Raw genomic sequence first — 20610 nt, 5'->3', positions numbered from 1 at the left:
ACGCGCTCCGCGGCGCCGAGATGCCGAGATTTCGGAACCCGGAGCGGAGCGGGCGGGCGGGCGGGCGGGCGGGCGGGCGGGCGCAGCGCTCAGTGCGTGAAGGCGTAGGCGATGAGGGCCATCGTCACGATGAATCCCGCCAGGTAGTTGATCCAGAGGAACCGCTTCCACCCGGCGTTCGCGGCCTCGGCCCCCTGGTCCGTGATGTTCCACCACGGCAGCACGTTGAGCGCGTACGGGATCACGACGACGGCGGCGATCGGCCCGGGGAACGCCGAGAACAGCAGCGCGACGCCGGCGACCAGGTACGCGACGAACGCGAGGCGCACGGTCGCCCGCGCACCGATGACGGTCGCGACGGAGCCGATGCCGCCGGCCCGGTCGGCGAGGACGTCCTGCACGGCGCCGAACGCGTGCGAGGCCACGCCCCACAGGAAGAACGCGATGCACACGGCGACGAGTTCGCCGGTCCAGTGCGGGCCGGCGAGGGCGAGGCCGTAGATCGCGGGCGAGACGAAGTGCGTCGACGACGTGAGGGAGTCGAGGAACGGCTTCTCCTTGAACCGCAGCCCCGGCGCCGAGTACGCGATGACCGCGAACACGCTGATCGCCAGGACGAGCCACGACCACGGCCCGTTCCCGCTCACCGCGCCGAGCACGACCAGCGCGACCAGGAACGGCACGTTCGTGACGACGACGGCCCAGAGGGTGGTGCGGTGGACGCTCTTGTCGAGCAGGGCACCCTCGACGCCGCCCTTGCGCGGGTTGCGCAGGTCGGACTCGTAGTCGAAGACGTCGTTGATGCCGTACATCGCCAGGTTGTAGGGCACCAGGAAGTACACGACGCCGACCAGGAACGCGACGAGCGAGAACCCGCCGCCGCCCTCGACCCCGACCCCACTGCCGAGCAGGTAGGCGGCACCGAACGGGTAGGCGGTGTTCACCCAGCTAATCGGTCGGGACGACACGAACAGGGCGCGCAGGGTCGACGGCCTGGAGGCGGTGCTGGCGTTCACTTCGTGTCCTCCGGTGGTGCGGTGGTCGGGTCGGTCGCGGGGCGCGCGCCGGTCCGGTCGAACAGGACCCACAGGCTGGGCAGCAGCACGATCGCCGCCATCGCGTACGCGAGGTCCTCGACCGGGATCGCGCCGATCTTCGCCCCGCTGATGAGCGAGGGGTCGTAGGCGACGATGCGCAGGGTCACGATGACGTTGTCGAACACGATCGTCATCACGAGCAGGGCGATGCCCGCGATCACGGACGTGAGCACCGCGACCCGGCGCCCGACCGCAGGCCGCCGACCCGCCGCTCGGGCCCGGCGAGCGGCGACGACACCGGCGAGTACGGCCACGACGGCCGTGACGCCGAAGAACGGCAGGGCGAGGAGCGCGTACGCCCCGGTGCCGTTCACGCGCGCCGCCGATCGGTCGCGCGCTGCACGACGGGCCGGACGAACCCGACCAGGTCCATCGTCGAGTAGCAGAGCAGCAGCAGGAAGAAGAGTTCCTCGAGTGGCACCTCGGGCGCCAGGAGCACCCCGGTCAGCAGGCTCTGCGGGCCGATGAAGAAGATGCCGAACGCGACACCGGCGACGTCCCACACCATGAAGAAGGTGACGCCGACGACCATCACGGCCGCAGCACGCCACGGTGCCCGCCAGAAGAACAGCCGGAAGCGGGCGTCGAGCACGGTCATCCCGACCAGCGAGACGACCAGGCCGGCGAGGTACAGCCCGGGCATCAGACGGTGCCGGCCCGGTTCCGCGGGGTGCCGAGCGGGGTGGGCAGCGGTTCGGTGCTCGTGTCCCCGTGGATGCGCTTGAGCAGGACCTCGGCGCTGATCAGGCACATCGGCAAGCCGATGCCCGGGATCGTGGACGCCCCGGCGTAGTACAGCCCCTCGACCTTGGCGGACGCGTTCTTCTCACGGAAGAACGCGCTCTGCTTGAGCGTGTGCGCGGGGCCGAGCATCGACCCGTTCCACGCGTTGAGGTCGTCGGCGAAGTCGCGCGGGCCGATCGTCCGACGGACCCGGATGCGGTCCCGCAGGTCGGGGACGCCCGAGCGCTCGGCGACGACGTCGATGGCGCGGTCGGCGATCTGCTCGACCTCGAAGTCGCCCGCGCCGTCGATCCCGCCCTTGCCGATGGACAGGTCGGCGGGCAGCGGCACCAGGATGAACAGGTTGCTCGAGCCGCGGGGCGCGACGGACGGGTCCGTCTCCGAGGGCGCGCAGACGTAGATCGACGCGGGGTCCGGTACGTGCCGGTCCTTGCCGAAGATCGCGCCGAAGTTCGCCTTCCAGTCCTCGGTGAAGACGAGCGTGTGGTGCAGCAGGCCGGGCGTCGGTCCGTCGATGCCGAGGTAGACGAGCACGGCGCTCGGCCCCGGGTCGCGGGTCTTCCAGTGCTCGGCGCCGTGGGTGCGGTGCTCGCGGTCGAGCAGCTGCATCTCGGTGTGCTGCAGGTCGGCGGCGCTCACGACCAGGTCGGCCGGGGCGGTGTGCTGGACGCCGTCGCGGTCGCGGTGGACGACGCCGGTGGCGACGCCGTCCTCGACGACGATCCGCTCGACCTTGGCACCGGCGATGATCTTCGCGCCCTCGGCGCGGGCCACCCGTTCGACCGCCGCGATCACCTCGGTGATGCCACCCTTGGGGTAGAGCACCCCGTCGGCGAGGTCGAGGTGGCTCATCAGGTGGTACATGCTCGGAGCGGCGTACGGGCTCGTGCCCAGGAACACCGCCGGGTAGCCGAGGATCTGCCAGAGTCGCCGGTCCTTGACCGCCGAGGCGGCACGGGACGACAGCGGCTGCAGCAGGAGTCGCGCGAGCTTCGGCAGACGACGGAGCACGTCGGGCGCGGCGAGCTTCGTGAGGTCCTGGAACGTCGTGTACAGGAACCGCCGGATCGCCATCGCGTAGGTGTCCTCAGCCGAGGCGAGGTACTTCCGGATGCGCTTGCCGGCTCCGGGCTCGACGGACTCGAACAGCGCGATGTTCGCCTCGGCGTCGGCCCGCAGGTCGATCGGCTCGTCGTTGCCCTCGCTGTACACGCGGTACCCGGGGTCGAGCTTCACCAGGTCGAGTTCGGCGTCGGCCGAGGTGCCGAGCAGCTGGAAGAAGTGGTCGAACACCTCGGGCATGAGGTACCACGACGGCCCGGTGTCGAACCGGAAGCCGTCACGCTCCCACGAACCGGCACGGCCGCCGAGCTGGGAGCGCTGCTCGAGCACGGTCACGGCGAAGCCGTCCCGCGCGAGCAGCGCGGCGGACGCCAGTCCGCTGATGCCACCGCCGATGACGACGGCGCGCCGCGCCGGCACCTTGCGCCGGGTGGTGGAGGCGGCGGCCTTCGGACGGGAGGCGCGGGGCGGGGTCATGACGAGCCTCCTGGCTGACGGGTGGCCGCCTTCGACCGCACGGGGGCGCGTCCGGCGAGCACCTGTGCGGCCAGGCGGGCCTTGACCGGGTTCGGGACGCGCACGCGCGTCGTCACCAGACGCGTCGCCGGCGTGCGCGCGATGCGGTCGTTGAGTTCCTGGAACAGGGCGTGCGCGAGCCCGACGGCGGCGCGCGCGTCGGACGGCAGCAGGCGGATCGTCCGGGCCGCGTGGTCGAGGTCGGCCTGCACGTCGGCGACCAGCCGGTCCTTCGTGGCCTCGTCGAACGAACGGATGTCGACCCCCGGGAAGTAGGAGCGACCGAGCACCTCGAAGTCGGCGTGCAGGTCCCGCAGGAAGTTCACCTTCTGGAACGCGGCGCCGAGCGCACGGGCCCCCGCGACCAGTTCTGCCTGGTCGAAGGTCGGTCGGCCGGCGCGGTGGACGAAAGCCCGCAGGCACATCAGCCCCACGACCTCGGCTGAGCCGTACACGTAGGCGTCGAACGAGGCGTCGTCGTGCTCGGTGCGCTCCAGGTCCATCCGCATCGACGCGAAGAACGGCTTCGTGAGCTCCGCGCCGAAGCCCGTGACCCGCGCGGTCCGGGCGAACGCGTGCACGACGGGGTTCACCGAGAAGCCGAGGGCGATCGCTCGCTCGGTGTCGGCCTCGAGTTCGTCGAGGACCGTCCGAGCCAGGTCGGGGTCGAGACCCGCCTCGGTCGCGGGACCGTCGACGACCTCATCGGCGACCCGCACCAGCGCGTAGACGTTCCGGATGTGCTCGCGGGCGTCCTTGGCGAGCAACCGGCTCGCCAGACCGAACGACGTCGAGTAGCGGTCGATGACGACGCTCGACGCGGCCTCGGCCGTGGCGTCGTACAGGGGCAGCCGACCGGACGGCGCGCTGCCGGTCCGGGTGGTCTCGGTCGTCACCGGGCGCGCTCCACGAGTTCGGTCACGAGGCCCTCCAGGCGGTCGGCGAGGTCGTACGGCAGTCCGGAGAGCTCGGCACGGGCGAGTGCGACGTGGTCGGCGATCCGGGACTCGGCTGCGGCACGGGCGCCGCAGGTGACCAGGGTCGCACGGAGTTCGGCCGCGCGTTCCTCGGTCAGGTCCGGGTCGCCCAGGTAGGGAGCGATGTCCGGCCAGCAGTCCGTCGTCGCCGCGTACGCGATGAGCATGGTCCGCTTGCCCTCGCGCAGGTCGCCCAGCACGCTCTTGCCGGTGGTGGTCTCGTCGCCGAACACCCCGAGCAGGTCGTCGACGATCTGGTAGGCGATGCCGATCTCGCGGCCGAAGGCGCCGAGCGCGGTGACGACGGTCTCGGGCGCGCCGGCGAGCACGGCCCCGGACTGCAGCGGCGCCTCGAACGAGTACACGCTGGTCTTCGCACGCTCCATCGCCAGGACCTCGTCCACCGTCGGCATCACGCCGAGGGCCAGGTCGACGTCGGTCATCTCGCCGGCGGCACTGGCGAACACGGCTTCGTCCAGCAGCTCCAGCAGGCGACCACGGCGGTCCCCCGTCACCCCCGCGGACTCGATGAACCGCGGTGCGCCGGAGAGCGCGAGGTCGCCCGCGATCACGGCGGCGCTCATGCCCCGGTGCTCGGCGGTGGGGAGCGGCAGACCGCCGGTCGTGCCGGCGTCGCGGTAGGACCCGGCGACGTTCGGCTGGCCGCGGCGGGCCCAGTCGCGGTCGATGACGTCGTCGTGCACCACGAGCGCGGTGTGCAGGAGCTCGTAGGCGGCGGCGACGTGTGCAGCGGCGTGCACGTCGTCCCCGCCGAGGCCGAGGTACGCGGTCAGGACCATGCGGGGCCGGAAGCGCTTGCCGCCCATGCTCGCCTTGCGGAGCACCCGCCAGAGTTCCTCGGACGGACGGCCGTAGCGCGCGGCACGAGCCGAGGACACGACGAAGAAGCGCTCGAGACAGTCGTCGACGAGCGCGAGGTCGATGTGCGCCACGGTGGCCGCTTCCTCGCTCATTGGCCTAACCTATCGGTGCAGATGAGCGCTTTCCCGGAAACCGTGGTCCTGCTGGCCGACGACCGTACCCCGATCGGCACAGCGGACAAGTTCACGGTGCACACAGACCACACGCCCCTCCACCTGGCCTTCTCGTGCCACGTCCGGAACACCGACGGGGACGTGCTGGTGACCCGTCGCGCCCTGTCGAAGAAGACGTGGCCCGGTGTCTGGACGAACACGTTCTGCGGGCACCCCGGCCCCGACGAGTCCTTCGAGGACGCCATCGCCCGCCGTGCCTCGCGCGAGCTCGGCATCACCGTGCGCGACGTCGAACTCGTGCTGCCCGACTTCCGGTACCGCGCCGTCGACGCCTCGGGCATCGTCGAGAACGAGGTCTGCCCGGTGTTCCGCGCCGTCACCGACGACCTGCCCGCCCCCGCGGACGACGAGGTCGCCGAGTACGCGTGGGTCTCCGAGGACTCCCTGCGGGCCGCCGTCGCCGGTGCACCGTTCGGCTGGAGCCCCTGGCTGGGCTGGCAGCTGACCGAACTCGAAGCCGCGGGTCTGCACATCACTCGCTGACCCGGGCGCACGCGCACCCGTCGACCGTCGGGTTGTCGGGGCGCGCCGGCGGGCGTACGCTCGACCGTCGGCAGCGCCCTGGGCGCCGCCGCAGGACCAACGAACGACGCAGACGAGAAGGGCAGGTGAGGCGCGATGTCGGGTGACCATCCTCGCGCGGGCCGGCAGCCCCTCCCCCTCCCCGCCGCGCCCGTGTCCTAGATCTCCTCCGCCCGCCGCGGTCCGCCGCGGCATCGCGTCTGCCTGCTCCCCGACCACGAGGAGCACGCGCATGGCAATGATCGACAACGCGATCTACGTCGAAGGACGTCGCGTCCAGTCGCCGTCGACCCTGGCGCTCGGCGCCCGCCACCAGGTCCCCCGCTGCGACCTGGCGTGGATCGGGCTGCTCCGCCCCGACCCGAAGGAACTCGACGCCGTCGCGACCGAGTTCGACCTGCACGAGAACGCCGTCGAGGACGCCCGCAAGGGACACCAGCGCGCGAAGCTCGAGCGCTACGGCGACACCCTGTTCCTGGTGCTCCGGCCGGCCTGGTTCGACCAGTCCGAGGGCACCGTCGAGTTCGGCGAGGTGCACCTGTTCGTCGGCGACCGGTTCGTGGTGAGCGTCCGGCACGCCGAGCGCCCCGACCTCGCGGCGCTCCGCGCGCAGGTCGAGGCCGACCCCGAGTTCCTGGCGCTGGGGTCGGAGGCCGTGACCGCCGCGGTGCTCGACGAGGTCGTGGACGGCTACGCGCCGGTCGTCGAGGTCCTGCAGGACGGGATCGACGCCATCGAGGACCAGCTCTTCGCCGGACAGGTGGACCCGGGTGTCTCGAAGCGGATCTACCAGCTGCTCAGCGAGGTGCTCTCGTTCCAGCGGGCCACGAAGCCGGTGCCGGCGATGGTGAAGGGCCTGCTGCGCGGGGCCGACAAGTACGGCGTCGACGACGAGGTGCAGCACCGCCTGCGGAACGTGCTGGACCACGCCCTGCGCGTGACCGAGCGGGTCGACTCGTTCCGGTCCCTGCTCGAGAACGCCCTGACGCTGCACGCGACCCTGGTGTCGCAGGAGCAGAACGAGGCCATGCGCCGGATGACCAGCGCCAGCCTGGCCCAGGGCGAGGAGAGCCGTCAGCTCGCCCGCGCGGCACACCGTCAGGGCGAAGAGGTCAAGAAGATCTCCTCGTGGGCGGCGATCCTGTTCGCGCCCGGCTTGATCGCCGGCGTCTACGGGATGAACTTCGACCACATGCCGGAGCTGCACTGGCGGTACGGCTACCCGGTGGCGATCCTCGGCATGCTCGCGCTGATGGGCGTGCTCTGGGCGATCTTCCGCAAGCGCAACTGGCTCTGACGATCCGGACACACCGCCCGACCCATGGTTATCGTCATCGCCATGAGGACCAGTCGGATCCGCGGCGTCGTTGCCGTGCTCGCAACCGTGACCGCACTCGTCGCGGCCGCGATGCCCACCAGCACGGCGGCCGCCGCTCCGGCCGCACCCGGCTGCGACTTCGCGGACCCCGGCACCGGGACGTACGCGGACACCCTCTGCTGGCTCGACCTGAGCTCGCTCGACCAGGCCGTCGCCGGCACACCCGAGGGCCAGGAACTCGACCTGCAGCTCCCCGGCGGGTACCGGCTGGCGGCGACCGTGACGGTGACCGGCGGAGCGGTCGCACCGGTCCGCCTGCCGACCTACGTCGGGTCGTGGCTCGGCAACCGCGGGCACTACACGGGCATCGACCCCGCCGTCCGACCGGCGCTGTACCAGCAGGCCGCCGCCACCACCACGACGGCGACCCTGGCCGACGTCCGGGTGACCGACGCCACCGGCACCCCGGTCACCGGGTGGTCGCTCGTCGGCGCCGACGCCGAGGAGACGGCCGCACGCGAGTCGATCACGTGGACGTCGGACGCGCCGATCACGTCGTTGACGGTGCGCCCGGACGGCGTCGACGAGCGCGGGACCGCGTGCGGCGGCGGCTTCACCGGCATCGGCACCACGACCGTGACCTGCACGGGGAACGGCGGAACCCCGACCGGCACGGCGATCGTGGCGACCCGCGAGCCGTCGACCTTCAGCCAGACGATGGCGAGCCGCGGCGGCCGCGAGGGCGTCGCCTTCGGCGTGCTCGTGTCCCGGGTCTCCCTGACCAAGCAGATCGTCGGCGGGTTCGGCGGCGACGCCTTCCGCGCAGCGGTCGTCGACGCGGCCGGCCGGCCGGTCGCCGCAGCCGACACGACGGGCTCGAGCAGCGCCTCCACGGGCGAGGTCACGCTGCTCGTCCCCGCGGACGGCACGCCCCTGACCTTCTCCGAGACACCGCTCGGCACGACCGACGTCGCCCGCTACGGCGACCCGTCGTGGTCCTGCACCCGGAACGGTGCGGCGGCGGCGGACCTGCCGGCCGGCACCGGGGTCGGGGCATCCGTCTCCGTCGCGGTCGGCGTCGGCGACGCGGTGGCCTGCACGATCACGAACACGGCCCTGCCCACGGGGCTCACCCTGACGAAGCAGGGCACCGCCACGGACGTGGACGGCGACCGCCTCGTCGACGCCGGCGACCGGGTCGCGTGGCTCCTCACGGCGGAGAACACCGGCCGCGTCCCGCTCTCCGACCTGTCCGTCGACGACCCGACTCTCGGCCCGGTCACCTGTGCGGCCACCGCCCTGGCCCCCGGCGAGCGGACCACGTGCCGGAGCGGCGCGACGACCACCCTCACGGACGACGACGTCACCGCCGGGGTCGTCACGAACACCGCGACCGCCGATGCCGTGGTGACCGGGACGAGCACGACCGTCCGTTCCGTCACTGCGACCGCCGAGGTCGGCGTCGACCGACCGCAGGTCGCCGTCGTGGTCACGGACACGACCGTCGACGGCCCGGACGCACACGTCGTCGTCGAGGTCGACAACCCCGGGACCGTGCCCTTGACCGACGTCACGGTGACGGTCCCCGGCGCCCAGCCGGTCGCCGCGCCCGACCTCGAGCCGGGCGCCGACGCGGAGGTCACCGTCGACGTCCCCCTGCCGGACGCCGCCGGGACCGTTCCCATGTCGGTCGTCGCGACGCCGACCACGGCGCTCGGCGAGGCACCGTCGGTCCGGGCCGCGGCCGAGGTGGCGCTGCCCGCAGCCGCACCGACACCGACTCCCGTGCCGAGCGCGTTTCCCACGGCGTCGCCGACCGCGCAACCCGCACCGCCCGCCGGTGCGGCCATCCCGCCGGGGTCGGCCCCGTCGGACCCGGCCGGACCGACCGGGTCGCTCGCCTTCACCGGGGCGTCCGGGGCGCTCCTGCCGCTCGGTGGCCTCGCCGTCCTGGCGGTCCTGCTCGGCGGTGCCCTGGTGGTCCGGCGCCGCACGGCTCGGGGCTGAGGCAGCCGCTGCCGCTCCCCTGGCGCGCTGTCTGCACGCACCGGAAGCCACGGCCGACGGCGTCGGGCTGGCGTGCAGCGCACGGCAGTGCATAATGATCTGGCCCGGAATGTGAACGTGCACATCGATGTGCCACGGACCCGGGCGGAAACGAGCAGCAATGGCGTCATCGCGGGCACAGCAACCGCGTTCGCCCAGCATCCGTGACGTCGCACGGATCGCGGGCGTCTCCCACCAGACCGTCTCGCGGGTGCTGAACAACTCCGACGCCATCCGCGACGCCACGCGCGACAAGGTCCTGGCGGCGATGGAGCAGCTGCAGTACCGGCCGAACCGTGCGGCGCGGGCCCTGGTGACGAGCCGGACCCACACGATCGGCGTCCTCACCGCTCGCCGCGCCCACTACGGCCCGGCGGTCGCGCTGCAGGCGATCGAGGACGCGGCCATGCTCCGCGGGTACTCGGTGACGACGGCGAACATCGCCGAGGCGACCGACACCGCCGTGCGCGAGGGGCTCGGGCACCTGCTCGACCTCGACGTCGAGGGCATCGTCGTCATCGCACCCCAGCAGCGGGTGTTCGACCTGATCGAGGAACTCGGCATCCGCACGCCGTACGTCACGATGCGGGCCAGTGTCGGCGAGGACCCGACGGCCCTGTGGGTCGACCAGATGGAGGGCGCGCGACTCGCGACCGAGCACCTGCTCGACCTGGGCCACGAGTACATCCGGCACATCGCCGGCCCGCAGGACTGGATCGAGGCCGACGCCCGCATGCAGGGCTTCCTGCGCGCCATGTCCGACCGCGACATGTCCGTCGTCCCGCCGATCCTCGGCGACTGGACGGCGGACTTCGGTTACCACGCCGGCCGTGAACTCCTGCGGTGGCGGGACTGCACCGCGGTCTTCTGCTCGAACGACCAGATGGCCCTGGGCGTCATGCACGCAGCGCGCTCCTACGGGCTCGACGTGCCGGGCGACCTGTCGGTGGTCGGCTACGACGACATCCCCGAGGCGAAGCACTACTGGCCGCCGCTCACCACGGTGCAGGTCGACTTCGCCGAACTCGGACGCCGCTGCGTCGACCTGCTCCTGCCCGGCGAGGACGAGCTCCTGCGGCCGATCGACATCGTCCCGCAGCTCGTCGTGCGTGCGTCCACGGGAGCCCCGCGCAGCCGCTGACCCGACCGGTGGAACGTGCGGGACTCCGCACGATCACCCCAACGCGGGGGACGTGATCGGCCTGCTTCCGCCAGATCACGCAGGCCGTTACGGAAACGCGACCAATCCGAATTGACAGCCGCACCGGGGCTGTGCGTAAATTACCTCCGTCCAGCCGATGTGACCGTTCACATGAGCGTCACACGAGCAGGACACCGGACGCGACAACGAAGTCCACGCAGGCCACCTGCGCCCATTCGCTGCCGCAGCAGAACCACCCGAAGAACTGCCGCATCGCAGCGGCAGAAGGAGATGCACTGTGGCGTCACACCCGATCGACACCGGACTCGAGACCCGGTCGATCACCGCACCCGAGACCATCCTCGAGATGCGCTCGATCACCAAGGAGTTCCCTGGTGTGAAGGCGCTCTCCGACGTCTCTCTCAGCGTCCGCGCCGGCGAGATCCACGCGATCTGCGGCGAGAACGGCGCCGGCAAGTCGACCCTGATGAAGGTCCTCTCGGGCGTCTACCCCTACGGCACCTACAGCGGCGAGATCGTCTACGAGGGCGAAGAGGTCCGCTTCTCGAACATCAAGCAGTCCGAGCAGGCCGGCATCGTCATCATCCACCAGGAGCTCGCGCTCATCCCGGAGCTCTCGATCACCGAGAACCTGTTCCTCGGCAACGAGCCCGGCCGCTTCGGGCGCATCGACTGGACCGCCGCGCAGCTCCGTGCGCAGGACCTGCTCGCCCGCGTCGGCCTGGCCGACGACCCGGACACGCAGATCAAGAACCTCGGTGTCGGCAAGCAGCAGCTCGTCGAGATCGCGAAGGCCCTGCACAAGGACGTCAAGCTCCTCATCCTCGACGAGCCGACCGCCGCGCTCAACGAGAACGACTCGCAGCACCTGCTCGACCTGATCGTCGGGCTGAAGGCCAAGGGCATCGCGAGCATCATCATCAGCCACAAGCTCAACGAGATCGAGCAGATCGCCGACGAGATCACGATCATCCGCGACGGCAAGGCCATCGAGACGCTCAACGTCAAGGCGGACGGCGTCAACGAGGACCGCATCATCCGCGGCATGGTCGGCCGCTCGCTCGAGAGCCGGTTCCCGGACCGCACTCCGAAGATCGGCGAGACCTTCTTCGAGGTCCGCAACTGGACCGTGCAGCACCCGCTCGACTCGTCACGTCTGGTCTGCAAGGGCTCGAACTTCCACGTCCGCCGCGGTGAGATCGTCGGCTTCGCGGGCCTGATGGGCGCCGGACGCACCGAGCTCGCGATGAGCCTGTTCGGTCGCTCGTACGGCACCTGGCTCGACGGCCAGATCATCAAGGACGGCCGCGAGATCAAGGTCACGAACGTCCAGCAGGCGATCGAGAACGGCCTCGGCTACGTCTCCGAGGACCGCAAGGCGCTCGGCCTGAACCTGCTCGACACGGTGAAGCGTTCGACGGTCGCCGCCGACCTGAAGAAGATCTCGAAGGTCGGCGTCGTCGACTCGCTCGAGGAGTACTCCGTCGCCGAGAAGTACCGCAAGATGCTCCGCACCAAGGTGCCGAGCGTCGAGGACAACGTCGGCAAGCTGTCCGGTGGCAACCAGCAGAAGGTCGTCCTGTCCAAGTGGATGTTCACCGACCCGGACATCCTGATCCTCGACGAACCCACCCGCGGCATCGACGTGGGCGCGAAGTTCGAGATCTACGGCATCATCCAGCAGCTCGCGGCCGAGGGGAAGGGCATCATCCTCATCTCGTCCGAGCTCCCCGAACTCCTCGGTCTCTCCGACCGGATCTACACCATCTTCGAGGGTCAGATCACCGCTGACCTCCCGGCCGACCAGGCCGATCCCGAATCGCTCATGCGCAGCATGACCTCCGCGCGGAAGGGCGCCACCGCCTCATGAACAACCTGAAACTGCTCTTCGGCAAGGGCAACAGCATCGGCCAGTACGGCATGATCATCGCCCTCATCGTGCTGTTGGTCTTCTTCTCGGTCACGACGAACGGGCTCATCCTCGAGCCGACCAACGTCATCAACCTGTTCCTGCAGTACTCGTACATCCTGATCCTGGCGCTCGGCATGGTCATGGTCATCATCGCGGGGCACATCGACCTGTCGGTGGGTTCGGTCGCAGCGGTCGTCGGCATCGTCGTGGCGCAGTCCATGGCCGTGTGGGACTTCCCGGTGTGGGCCGCCATCATCCTGGGTCTCGCGTGCGGTGCCCTGATCGGTGCGTGGCAGGGCTTCTGGGTCGCGTTCGTGAAGGTCCCGGCCTTCATCGTGACGCTGGCCGGTCAGCTCATCTTCCGTGGTGTGAACCAGATCATCGGCAACTCGACGTCGGTCCCCGTCCCGGACGCCTTCACCCCGATCGGTGCCGGCTTCCTCGGTGACTTCGGCCCCGACTTCGGCTTCAGCAACGGCACGCTCCTCATCGGCCTCGTCACGATCCTCGCGCTCATCATCATCGAGGCCCGTGGCCGTGCCCGCCGTCGGAAGATGCAGGCCGAGGTCCCGCCGCTGTGGGTCTCGATCGTCCGCACCGGCATCCTGGTCGCCGTCACGCTCGTCGCCACGTACCTGTTCGGCGCCGGCCCGGTCGGCACCTCGGTCCCGATCGTCGCGATCATCCTCGGTGTCCTGACCATCATCTACGGCTTCGTCACGAAGAACACGATCTTCGGTCGCCAGGTCTACGCCGTCGGTGGCAACGCCAACGCCGCCGTCCTGTCCGGCGTCTCGGCGCGACGGGTCAACTTCTTCGTCATGATGAACATGTCGATCCTCGCCGCGATCGCGGGCATGGTGTTCGTCGCCTACTCCGGCGCCTCGGGCCCCGCGGACGGCACCGGCTGGGAGCTCGACGCGATCGCCGCCGTGTTCGTCGGTGGTGCTGCGGTCGCCGGTGGCGTCGGCACGATCTCGGGCTCGATCATCGGTGGTCTCGTCATGGCGCTGCTGTCGAACGGTCTGCAGCTCATGGGCCTCGAGTCCAACCAGGTGCAGATCATCCGCGGTCTGGTCCTCCTCGTGGCCGTCGCCTTCGACGTCTACTCGAAGTCGCAGGGTCGTCCGTCCCTGATCGGCGGCATGCTGCGGCAGTTCCAGCGGAAGGACACCGAGCAGAACACGGTGGCCGCCCAGCAGCCGCGGTCCATCGAGGACCAGCCGGACAAGATCACCCTCCCCTAGTCCAACCCTTCCCCTCACAGCACCACCACCTCAACGAAGAGAAAGCAATCTCATGCGCAAGAAGCTCATCGCTGGCATCGGTCTGGCACTCGTCGCGGGCCTGGCCCTCAGCGGCTGCTCGGCACGCGGCTCGTCCGACGACGCCGGCAGCACCAGCAGCATCAAGAAGGGCGACCTCATCGGCGTCGCCCTGCCGGCCAAGACCTCGCAGAACTGGGTCCTCGCGGGTGCCGCGTTCAAGAAGTCGATCGAGGACGCCGGCTTCAAGGCCGACATCCAGTACGCCAACGCCGGCAACCCCGTTCCGGACCAGCAGTCGCAGATCTCGGGCATGATCACCAAGGGCGCCAAGGCCGTCATCATCGGTGCAGCCGATGGTTCGCAGCTGACCGCGCAGGTCAAGTCCGCCAAGGACCGTGGCGCCGTCGTCATCGCCTGGGACCGCAACATCCTGAACACGAAGAACGTCGACTACTACGTGGCGTTCAACAACTTCAAGGTCGGCCAGCTCCAGGCCGAGGCGCTGCTCAAGGGCCTCGAGGAGAAGAAGGGCGACAAGCCGTACAACGTCGAGCTCTTCGCCGGTTCGCCGGACGACGCCAACGCGACCGTGTTCTTCAACGGTGCGATGGACGTCCTGCAGCCGAAGATCGACGACGGCACGATCAAGGTCGTCTCCGGCCAGACCACGTTCCAGAAGGTCGTCACGCAGGGCTGGCTCGCGCAGAAGGCCCAGTCGCGCATGACCGACCTGCTCTCGCAGTACTACACGGGTGACACCGAGCTCGACGGCGTCCTGTCGCCGAACGACACCCTCGCCCGTGCGATCCTCACCGCGACCAAGGCCGCCGGCAAGGACAACCCCGTCGTGACGGGCCAGGACTCGGAGACCGCGTCCATCCCGCTCATCATGAAGGGCACGCAGTACTCGACGATCTTCAAGGACACGTCGAAGGAGGCCCAGGCGGCCGTCGACCTCGTCTCCACGCTGTCGAAGGGCGACAAGCCCGACACGAAGATGGACAAGACGAACAACTACAACGGCAAGAAGACGGTCCCCGCGATCGAGCTCACGCCGGTCCTGGTCACCAAGGACAACGCCGTCGAGGCCTACAAGGGCAACGACACCCTCGAGGAGCTCGCCAAGAAGGGCTGATCTCCCCAGCACCACGGACGGCCCCGTCTCGCTTCGGCGAGACGGGGCCGTCCTGCGTCGTCCTGGGGCCGGCCACGGTCGGACGGGAGGCCCGGGGCACGTCGTGATCCGTGCCTCCCGTCCGCCGTGCACGCACGTCCGGTACCCGCGCGACCCGCCGGGTCAGGACCGGGTCGCGCGCAACCGACGCGCCGCCTCCGCCAGGTGCGGCACGTCGGTGTGGGCGGTGCCGAACACCACCGCGCGGGTGGTGTCGAAGTAGCGCCGGGTCAGGCGTTCGCCGAGGTCGGACACCCGCGACCACGGGATGTCCGGCTCGCTCGCGGTGACGGTGCTCGGCAGGACGCGGACCGCCTCGCCGATCTCGACCAGGCGCATCCGGACCGCGTCGTGCACCAGGTCCTCCGGCAAGCGCGCGTCCCCCACGTAGCGCCTGATCGCCTCGCACGCACCGATGACGTCGTCGAGTCGGTCCCGGACCAGGCGGTGCGTCGTCGGGTCCTGACTCACAGCGGCACCGCGCGGCGGACGACCTCGGGGCTCATGCCGGCGGCGTCCACGACGTCGACGCGCACGCCGAGCAGCCGTTCGGCGGCGTCCTGGATCCGCATCAGCGCGAAGATGCCGAGCCCCGCGTCGACGTCGATCATCAGGTCGACGTCGCTGCCCGGGCCGTCCTCACCGCGGGCGACGCTGCCGAACAAGCGCGGGTTCCGACCGCCGAACCGTTCGACGACGGTGATCAGGTCCTGCCGTGCGGCGGCGACGCGTTCGCGCAGGGGTGGCGGGTCCTCGACCGGCAGCAGGTCGATCGACGTGGTGAAGCCCGCGGCCCGGAGCATGCGCTGGAGCGCGGCGAGCGAGGGTTCGCGCCGGCCGTTCTCGTACGTGCTGATGACGCTCTGCGTGACACCGGCCCGCCGGGCGAGCTGCACCTGCGTGAGTTCGGCGCGTTCTCGGGCATCGCGGATGAGCGCGGCCGCCGACACCGTCGGCGCCGAACGTGGAGGGACTGCGGACATGCTGCAACGATACACAGAATGCGACATTTCGTCCGCTGGATGACGCGAGTCCTCGACCCGTGACGACGACATCGATGTCGTGCGACGTCGGTGGAGTCGTTCCGGGTCGGGCGAACCGCGGTCAGGGGCGCGCTGAGACGTCCGCGCGGTGGAAGTTCTGCGCCGAACGCGACGGCGTCGGGCCGCGCTGGCCCTGGTACCGCGACTGGTACTCGGCCGAGCCGTACGGCTTGTCGGCGGGACTGGACAGCTGGAAGAAGCAAAGCTGCCCGATCTTCATGCCGGGCCAGAGCTTGATCGGCAGCGTCGCGACGTTCGAGAGCTCGAGCGTGACGTGCCCGGAGAACCCGGGGTCGATGAACCCGGCGGTCGAGTGGGTCAGCAGCCCGAGGCGGCCGAGCGAGCTCTTGCCCTCGAGCCGTGCCGCGATGTCGTCGGGCAGCGTGACGACCTCGTACGTCGAGCCGAGCACGAATTCGCCGGGGTGCAGCACGAACGCTTCGTCCGGGTCGGTCTCGACCAGCCGGGTCAGGTCGGGCTGGTCGACCGCCGGGTCGATGTGCGGGTACTTGTGGTTGTCGAACAGCCGGAAGAACTTGTCGAGCCGGACGTCGATGCTCGACGGCTGGACGAGCGAGGCGTCGTGGGGGTCGAGACCGATCCGGCCCTCGGCGAGCTGGGCGGTGATGTCGCGATCGGAGAGCAGCACGCCGTGCAGCCTAGCGGCAGCGGACCCCCGCCGATATGCTGCGAGGCTGTCCGGGGCCGGGCGGCGTCGCACCGCCGGGAGGAACCGACATGACCGCGTACACCGTCCACGAACTCGTGGTCCCCGCCACGATGGACGACGACCCGGGGACCGTGCAGGCGTTCCGCGAATGGCTCGCTGTGTCCGACGCCGCCGAGGTCGCGGTGCACGGACTCCGTGAACTCGTGTGGGTACCGGACGAGTACCTGCCGATGTGCCACGAGCCAGGAGCTCCGAGCCGCCTGTTCGCGGTGCGCGACGAGACCGGCGCGACGGTCGCCGCCGGGTCGTACGACACCAAGCAGGAACCGGGCACGAGCAACTGCTGGCTGGCCGTCGGTGTCGCGCCCGAGCACGTGCGTCGCGGGGTCGGGACACTGCTCGCCGACCACCTCGAGGGCATCGCCCGAGCCGAGGGACGCACGCAGTGCAAGACGTACGCCGTGTCCCGCCAGGTGGGTCCGGCGTCCGGACCCGGGTACGTGCAGGCGCCGACGGGATTCGGTGCCGTGCCCGAGGACGAAGCGGGGGTCCGGTTCCTGACCCGCCGCGGCTGGCGGTTCGGGCAGGTGAACCGGATCAGCCGGCTGCCACTGCCCGCCGACCACTCCGTCGTGCGCGAGCTGCACGACCGGGCGTCGGCCGCTGCCGGACCGGACTACGCGGTGCACGCCTGGACGGGCCGGACCCCCGATGAGTGGCTCGAGGGCATCGCGCTGCTCGAGACCCGAATGAGCACCGATGCGCCGTCCGGCGACATGGACGAACCCGAGGACGTCTGGACCCCCGAACGACTGCGCGCCCACGAGGACGAGCTCGCCCGGGCACCGCGCACCATGCTCACCGTCGCGGTCGAGCACGTCCCGAGCGGGATCTTGGCCGGCTTCACGCAGGTGGCGGTGCCGGACGACTCCGCGCGCGCCGCGATGCAGTGGGACACCCTGGTGCTGCGGGAGCACCGCGGCCACCGGCTCGGGTGGCTGCTCAAGGTGGTCGGGATCGAGGAGCTGGAGCGGCGCTTCCCGGGCCGACCGTCGATCATCACGTTCAACGCGGAGGAGAACCGCCCGATGCTCGACGTGAACGAGGCCGTCGGGTTCGTCGGCGTCGGCAGCGAGGGGATCTGGGAACACCGCCCGGCGTAGGGTTCCCCCATGGCACGCTCACGGGGGTTGGACGATCTGGTCAGCGACGGGGTCTTCCTGGCCTGGGAGGCGCAGCTGCAGCTCGCCGACCGGTACGACGACCACGAACGCTGGAACGTCGACCTCGCCGCCGGCACCCTGCAGTTCGTCGGGCCGCACCCAGGTGAGTTCCGCATCCAGCTCCTCGGGTCGGCCGCACCGGGGCCGCGCACCTGGCTCTGGGGCTGGGCGAACCCGTCGCAGTACCCCGCGTCGGTGCTCGCCGCCGCGAACGCCACCCGCGCGCTGGGCGAACGGCTCGGTGTCCCGGAACTCGTGCAGGGCGAGGTCCCGTTCGGCGAGCACCGGCAGGCCGACGCCGCAGACGCCGGGTACGAGTTCGCGTGGGACATGTCGATCGCGGCACGGCTGGCGACCGGTTCGTGGTTCGGCTTCGGCGGCCACGTCGGTGGGGGTTCCCGGCTGTGGGTCCTGTTCGAGGACGTCCTGTTCGTGCCGCCGACGGTCCCCCGGATGGTGCGGGTCTTCAGTGAGGGCCTGCAGACGACCGAGGTGCGCGACCACCGCCGCGCCGTGGGGAGCTGGGCGTCGCTCCGCGGTGTCCCCTGGGACGGGCGCACGCTGACGTTGGCGGACGGGACCATCACGGTCGACTTCGACGAGCTGGGCCGGATCCGCGACCTGCAGGGGTCGTCGGCGCGAGCCTGAGGCGGGCCGCAGCGCGCGCTGCGGACTGACACCGCTCCTCCAGACCGACCCGCCTACCATGGAGGGTCCGCGGTCTCGCGGACGCACGCGTCCCTGGAACAAGGTTGATGACCGTCACGTCCCCCGCAACCCAGCCCGGAGGCCCGGCGCCGGAATCCGCGCCCGTCACCGCACGCACGTCCACCGTCGCGACCGTGCTGGTCGTCGCGATCCCGCTCGCCGTCGCGTGCTCGCTCCTCGGGCTGACGATCACCGGAGCGTTCACCGCGAACCAGCAGCTGGTGTCCGCCGGTGACGTCGTCGAGTACGGCCTGCCGATCGCCCGCGTGGTGCACGACACCATGGCGGCCCTGACGGTCGGCCTGCTCATCGTCGCCGCGTTCGCGCTGCCGGCGCAGAAGAAGGACCACCGGGCACTCTCGAGCGTGCAGCACCGCGCCACGCGCTGGGCGGCGGCGACGGGATCGGTCTGGTTCCTCGCGGCTGCCGTCACCGTCGTGCTGACCGGCGCCAACACCCTCGGCGTCCCGCTCACCAGTCCGGTGTTCGCCCGCAACTTCATGCTGTTCGCGTTCCAGGTCGAGATCGGTCAGGCGCTCGTGGTCTCGGCGGCGGCGATCCTCATCGCGACCGTGATCGCCGCGTTCGCCACCCGGGTCACGACGCTCGCCGTCGCCACGGTGTTCGGCGTCTTCGCACTGCTCCCCCTGGCGCTGTCCGGCCACGCCGCCGGCTCGCTCGAGCACGCCAACGCGGTGAACTCGCTCGCGATCCACCTGATCGGGGTGTGCGTCTGGGCCGGTGGGCTCGTCGCCGTGGTGCTGCTGCGCACCCGCACGAAGGGCGCGACCGGACGGGTGGTCTCCCGCTACTCGACGTTGGCCGGCTGGTCGTTCGGTGCCGTCGCGTTCTCCGGCATCGTCAACGCCTCGCTGCGGCTGACCGGTCCGCTCGACCTCGTCACCACCCCCTACGGCGCGCTCATCACGGTCAAGGCGACCATCCTCGTGCTGCTCGGGATCGCCGGCGTCGTGCAGCGCCGCAAGCTCGTGCCCGGGCTGCTCCGCGCGCCGCTCGACCGTCGCCGGTTCACCCGGTTCGCGCTGGCCGAGATCGTCTTCATGGCCGTCGCGATCGGCGTCTCGGTCGCCGTCTCGCGCTCCCAGCCGCCGATCCCGCAGACGCCCGAGACGGGGGAGGACACCCGCTCCGGCCTGATCGGGTTCCCGTTCCCGCCGGCGCAGACGATGCAGACGTACCTGACGCAGTGGCACGTCGACTGGGTGTGGCTCGGGCTCGCCGTCGTCGGGGCAGTCTGGTACCTGCTCGCCGTGCGGAAGCTCCGGAAGCGCGGCGACAAGTGGCCCGTCGGGCGCACCATCGCGTGGGTCATCGGCTGCGCCCTGTTCATCTGGACCACCTCGGCCGGCCCGGCCGTGTACGGCATGATCCACTTCTCGTCGCACATGGTCCAGCACATGCTGCTCATGATGTTCGTGCCGCTGCCGCTCGTGCTCGGTGGTCCGGTGCTCCTGGCCATGCGCACCCTGCCGGTCCGGAACGACGGCTCCCGCGGGGCCCGCGAGTGGCTCATGCTCTTCGTGCACTCGCGGTACATGCAGTTCATGGGCAAGCCCGCCGTCGCCGGTGTCATCTTCGCCGGGTCGCTCGTGGTGTTCTACTTCACGCCGGCGTACCAGTCGGCGATGCAGTCGCACGAGTGGCACGTGGCGATGGTCGTCCACTTCGTGTTGAGTGGCTACCTGTTCTTCTGGGTGTTCGTCGGCGTCGACCCGGGTCCGAAGCGTCCGCCGTACCCGATCCTGATCATCGCGCTGCTCGCGACGCTGGCCTTCCACGCGTTCTTCGGGGTCGCCGTGATGACCTCGCAGTCGGTGTTCGCGATCGACTGGTTCCACGCCCTCGGCCAGACGAACGACGCGGCGCTGCTCGACGACCAGCACACCGGCGGCGGCATCGCCTGGGGCGCCTCCGAGCTGCCCATGGTCTTCGTGGCGTTGCTCGTGGTGCGGAACTGGATCCGGACGGACAAGCGTGACGCGAAGCGGCTCGACCGCAAGGCCGAGCGCGACGGTGACGCCGACCTGAAGGCGTACAACGAACGCCTGGCGGCGATCAACGCGTCGGACAGCGCGCGCCGCGACTGACGCGC

At 70.6% G+C, this 20610-nt stretch carries 19 protein-coding genes; 10 read left to right on the top strand and 9 right to left on the bottom strand.

Features of this window, described 5'->3' with window-relative positions; translation table 11 throughout:
- Positions 1-89 precede the first annotated feature (89 nt).
- From ACVKXF_RS16085 to ACVKXF_RS16060, 6 genes are read right to left on the bottom strand one after another with little or no spacing between them, the layout of a single operon-like run.
- Positions 90-1016, bottom strand: a complete 927-nt coding sequence (locus ACVKXF_RS16085; protein WP_123310561.1) for a prenyltransferase — start codon at positions 1014-1016, stop codon at positions 90-92.
- A complete protein-coding gene (locus ACVKXF_RS16080) occupies positions 1013-1411 on the bottom strand; it encodes a lycopene cyclase domain-containing protein (protein WP_340197270.1) in 399 nt (132 codons plus the stop codon). The genes ACVKXF_RS16085 and ACVKXF_RS16080 overlap by 4 nt, the downstream gene beginning before the upstream one ends.
- Positions 1408-1740: a lycopene cyclase domain-containing protein gene (locus tag ACVKXF_RS16075; RefSeq protein ID WP_456796334.1), complete on the bottom strand. Its 333-nt coding sequence runs from the start codon at positions 1738-1740 to the stop codon at positions 1408-1410. The genes ACVKXF_RS16080 and ACVKXF_RS16075 overlap by 4 nt, the downstream gene beginning before the upstream one ends.
- On the bottom strand, positions 1740-3380 hold the full coding sequence (gene crtI / locus ACVKXF_RS16070) for a phytoene desaturase family protein (protein ID WP_456796333.1): 1641 nt from the start codon (positions 3378-3380) through the stop codon (positions 1740-1742). The genes ACVKXF_RS16075 and crtI overlap by 1 nt, the downstream gene beginning before the upstream one ends.
- On the bottom strand, positions 3377-4315 hold the full coding sequence (locus ACVKXF_RS16065; RefSeq protein WP_456796332.1) for a phytoene/squalene synthase family protein: 939 nt from the start codon (positions 4313-4315) through the stop codon (positions 3377-3379). The genes crtI and ACVKXF_RS16065 overlap by 4 nt, the downstream gene beginning before the upstream one ends.
- Positions 4312-5370: a polyprenyl synthetase family protein gene (locus tag ACVKXF_RS16060; RefSeq protein WP_456796331.1), complete on the bottom strand. Its 1059-nt coding sequence runs from the start codon at positions 5368-5370 to the stop codon at positions 4312-4314. Before ACVKXF_RS16060 ends, ACVKXF_RS16065 begins: the two co-directional genes overlap by 4 nt.
- A 21-nt stretch (positions 5371-5391) precedes the next feature.
- On the opposite strand from ACVKXF_RS16060, the gene idi reads away from it, so the two are divergent.
- The 7 genes from idi (at position 5392) to ACVKXF_RS16025 (ending at position 14814) form a co-directional block, all read left to right on the top strand.
- A complete protein-coding gene (gene idi / locus ACVKXF_RS16055; RefSeq protein WP_111085474.1) occupies positions 5392-5934 on the top strand; it encodes an isopentenyl-diphosphate Delta-isomerase in 543 nt (180 codons plus the stop codon).
- Positions 5935-6205: 271 nt separating this feature from the next.
- Entirely contained in the window at positions 6206-7270 is a 1065-nt protein-coding gene (locus ACVKXF_RS16050; protein WP_123310569.1) for a magnesium and cobalt transport protein CorA, read from the top strand.
- 42 nt (positions 7271-7312) lie between these two features.
- Positions 7313-9298, top strand: a complete 1986-nt coding sequence (locus ACVKXF_RS16045) for a CshA/CshB family fibrillar adhesin-related protein (RefSeq protein WP_456796330.1) — start codon at positions 7313-7315, stop codon at positions 9296-9298.
- Between the two features lie 160 nt (positions 9299-9458).
- Complete coding sequence (locus ACVKXF_RS16040) at positions 9459-10478, top strand: LacI family DNA-binding transcriptional regulator (protein WP_123310573.1); 1020 nt, start codon at positions 9459-9461, stop codon at positions 10476-10478.
- Positions 10479-10845: 367 nt separating this feature from the next.
- On the top strand, positions 10846-12369 hold the full coding sequence (gene mmsA, locus ACVKXF_RS16035; RefSeq protein WP_181437544.1) for a multiple monosaccharide ABC transporter ATP-binding protein: 1524 nt from the start codon (positions 10846-10848) through the stop codon (positions 12367-12369).
- The gene (gene mmsB, locus ACVKXF_RS16030; protein WP_123310575.1) at positions 12366-13658 is read left to right on the top strand and encodes a multiple monosaccharide ABC transporter permease; all 1293 of its coding nucleotides are present in this window, start codon (positions 12366-12368) and stop codon (positions 13656-13658) included. The genes mmsA and mmsB overlap by 4 nt, the downstream gene beginning before the upstream one ends.
- A 52-nt stretch (positions 13659-13710) precedes the next feature.
- A complete protein-coding gene (locus ACVKXF_RS16025; RefSeq protein WP_123310577.1) occupies positions 13711-14814 on the top strand; it encodes a substrate-binding domain-containing protein in 1104 nt (367 codons plus the stop codon).
- Positions 14815-14976: 162 nt separating this feature from the next.
- On the opposite strand, the gene ACVKXF_RS16020 is transcribed toward ACVKXF_RS16025, so the two are convergent.
- From ACVKXF_RS16020 to dcd, 3 genes are all read right to left on the bottom strand, one after another.
- Positions 14977-15324: a HepT-like ribonuclease domain-containing protein gene (locus tag ACVKXF_RS16020; RefSeq protein ID WP_123310579.1), complete on the bottom strand. Its 348-nt coding sequence runs from the start codon at positions 15322-15324 to the stop codon at positions 14977-14979.
- Complete coding sequence (locus tag ACVKXF_RS16015) at positions 15321-15836, bottom strand: helix-turn-helix domain-containing protein (protein ID WP_185021238.1); 516 nt, start codon at positions 15834-15836, stop codon at positions 15321-15323. Before ACVKXF_RS16015 ends, ACVKXF_RS16020 begins: the two co-directional genes overlap by 4 nt.
- Before the next feature lie 121 nt (positions 15837-15957).
- Positions 15958-16545, bottom strand: a complete 588-nt coding sequence (gene dcd, locus ACVKXF_RS16010; protein WP_111085408.1) for a dCTP deaminase — start codon at positions 16543-16545, stop codon at positions 15958-15960.
- Between the two features lie 89 nt (positions 16546-16634).
- Between dcd and ACVKXF_RS16005 the strand changes: the two genes are divergently transcribed.
- The 3 genes from ACVKXF_RS16005 to ACVKXF_RS15995 all read left to right on the top strand — a co-directional run bounded on the left by ACVKXF_RS16005 (position 16635) and on the right by ACVKXF_RS15995 (position 20605).
- Positions 16635-17729, top strand: a complete 1095-nt coding sequence (locus ACVKXF_RS16005; protein ID WP_185021239.1) for a GNAT family N-acetyltransferase — start codon at positions 16635-16637, stop codon at positions 17727-17729.
- 9 nt (positions 17730-17738) lie between these two features.
- Positions 17739-18437 (top strand): DUF6882 domain-containing protein, encoded by a 699-nt coding sequence (locus ACVKXF_RS16000; protein WP_396290020.1) that lies wholly within the window; start codon positions 17739-17741, stop codon positions 18435-18437.
- 107 nt (positions 18438-18544) lie between these two features.
- Entirely contained in the window at positions 18545-20605 is a 2061-nt protein-coding gene (locus ACVKXF_RS15995; RefSeq protein ID WP_456796329.1) for a cytochrome c oxidase assembly protein, read from the top strand.
- The last annotated feature ends 5 nt before the right edge of the window (positions 20606-20610 follow it).

Source organism: Curtobacterium sp. PvP017 (assembly GCF_054060195.1).
This window is presented reverse-complemented; position numbering and strand designations above follow the sequence as displayed.

What these genes read in the sequence shown, in the direction of transcription:
- ACVKXF_RS16075 (WP_456796334.1), bottom strand. Translation starts at nt 1,740, where the DNA reads ATGCCCGGGCTGTACCTCGCCGGCCTGGTCGTCTCGCTGGTCGGGATG.
- crtI (WP_456796333.1), bottom strand. Translation starts at nt 3,380, where the DNA reads ATGACCCCGCCCCGCGCCTCCCGTCCGAAGGCCGCCGCCTCCACCACC.
- ACVKXF_RS16060 (WP_456796331.1), bottom strand. Translation starts at nt 5,370, where the DNA reads ATGAGCGAGGAAGCGGCCACCGTGGCGCACATCGACCTCGCGCTCGTC.
- idi (WP_111085474.1), top strand. Translation starts at nt 5,392, where the DNA reads ATGAGCGCTTTCCCGGAAACCGTGGTCCTGCTGGCCGACGACCGTACC.
- ACVKXF_RS16050 (WP_123310569.1), top strand. Translation starts at nt 6,206, where the DNA reads ATGGCAATGATCGACAACGCGATCTACGTCGAAGGACGTCGCGTCCAG.
- ACVKXF_RS16045 (WP_456796330.1), top strand. Translation starts at nt 7,313, where the DNA reads ATGAGGACCAGTCGGATCCGCGGCGTCGTTGCCGTGCTCGCAACCGTG.
- ACVKXF_RS16040 (WP_123310573.1), top strand. Translation starts at nt 9,459, where the DNA reads ATGGCGTCATCGCGGGCACAGCAACCGCGTTCGCCCAGCATCCGTGAC.
- mmsA (WP_181437544.1), top strand. Translation starts at nt 10,846, where the DNA reads ATGCGCTCGATCACCAAGGAGTTCCCTGGTGTGAAGGCGCTCTCCGAC.
- mmsB (WP_123310575.1), top strand. Translation starts at nt 12,366, where the DNA reads ATGAACAACCTGAAACTGCTCTTCGGCAAGGGCAACAGCATCGGCCAG.
- ACVKXF_RS16025 (WP_123310577.1), top strand. Translation starts at nt 13,711, where the DNA reads ATGCGCAAGAAGCTCATCGCTGGCATCGGTCTGGCACTCGTCGCGGGC.
- ACVKXF_RS16015 (WP_185021238.1), bottom strand. Translation starts at nt 15,836, where the DNA reads ATGTCCGCAGTCCCTCCACGTTCGGCGCCGACGGTGTCGGCGGCCGCG.
- ACVKXF_RS16005 (WP_185021239.1), top strand. Translation starts at nt 16,635, where the DNA reads ATGACCGCGTACACCGTCCACGAACTCGTGGTCCCCGCCACGATGGAC.
- ACVKXF_RS16000 (WP_396290020.1), top strand. Translation starts at nt 17,739, where the DNA reads ATGGCACGCTCACGGGGGTTGGACGATCTGGTCAGCGACGGGGTCTTC.
- ACVKXF_RS15995 (WP_456796329.1), top strand. Translation starts at nt 18,545, where the DNA reads ATGACCGTCACGTCCCCCGCAACCCAGCCCGGAGGCCCGGCGCCGGAA.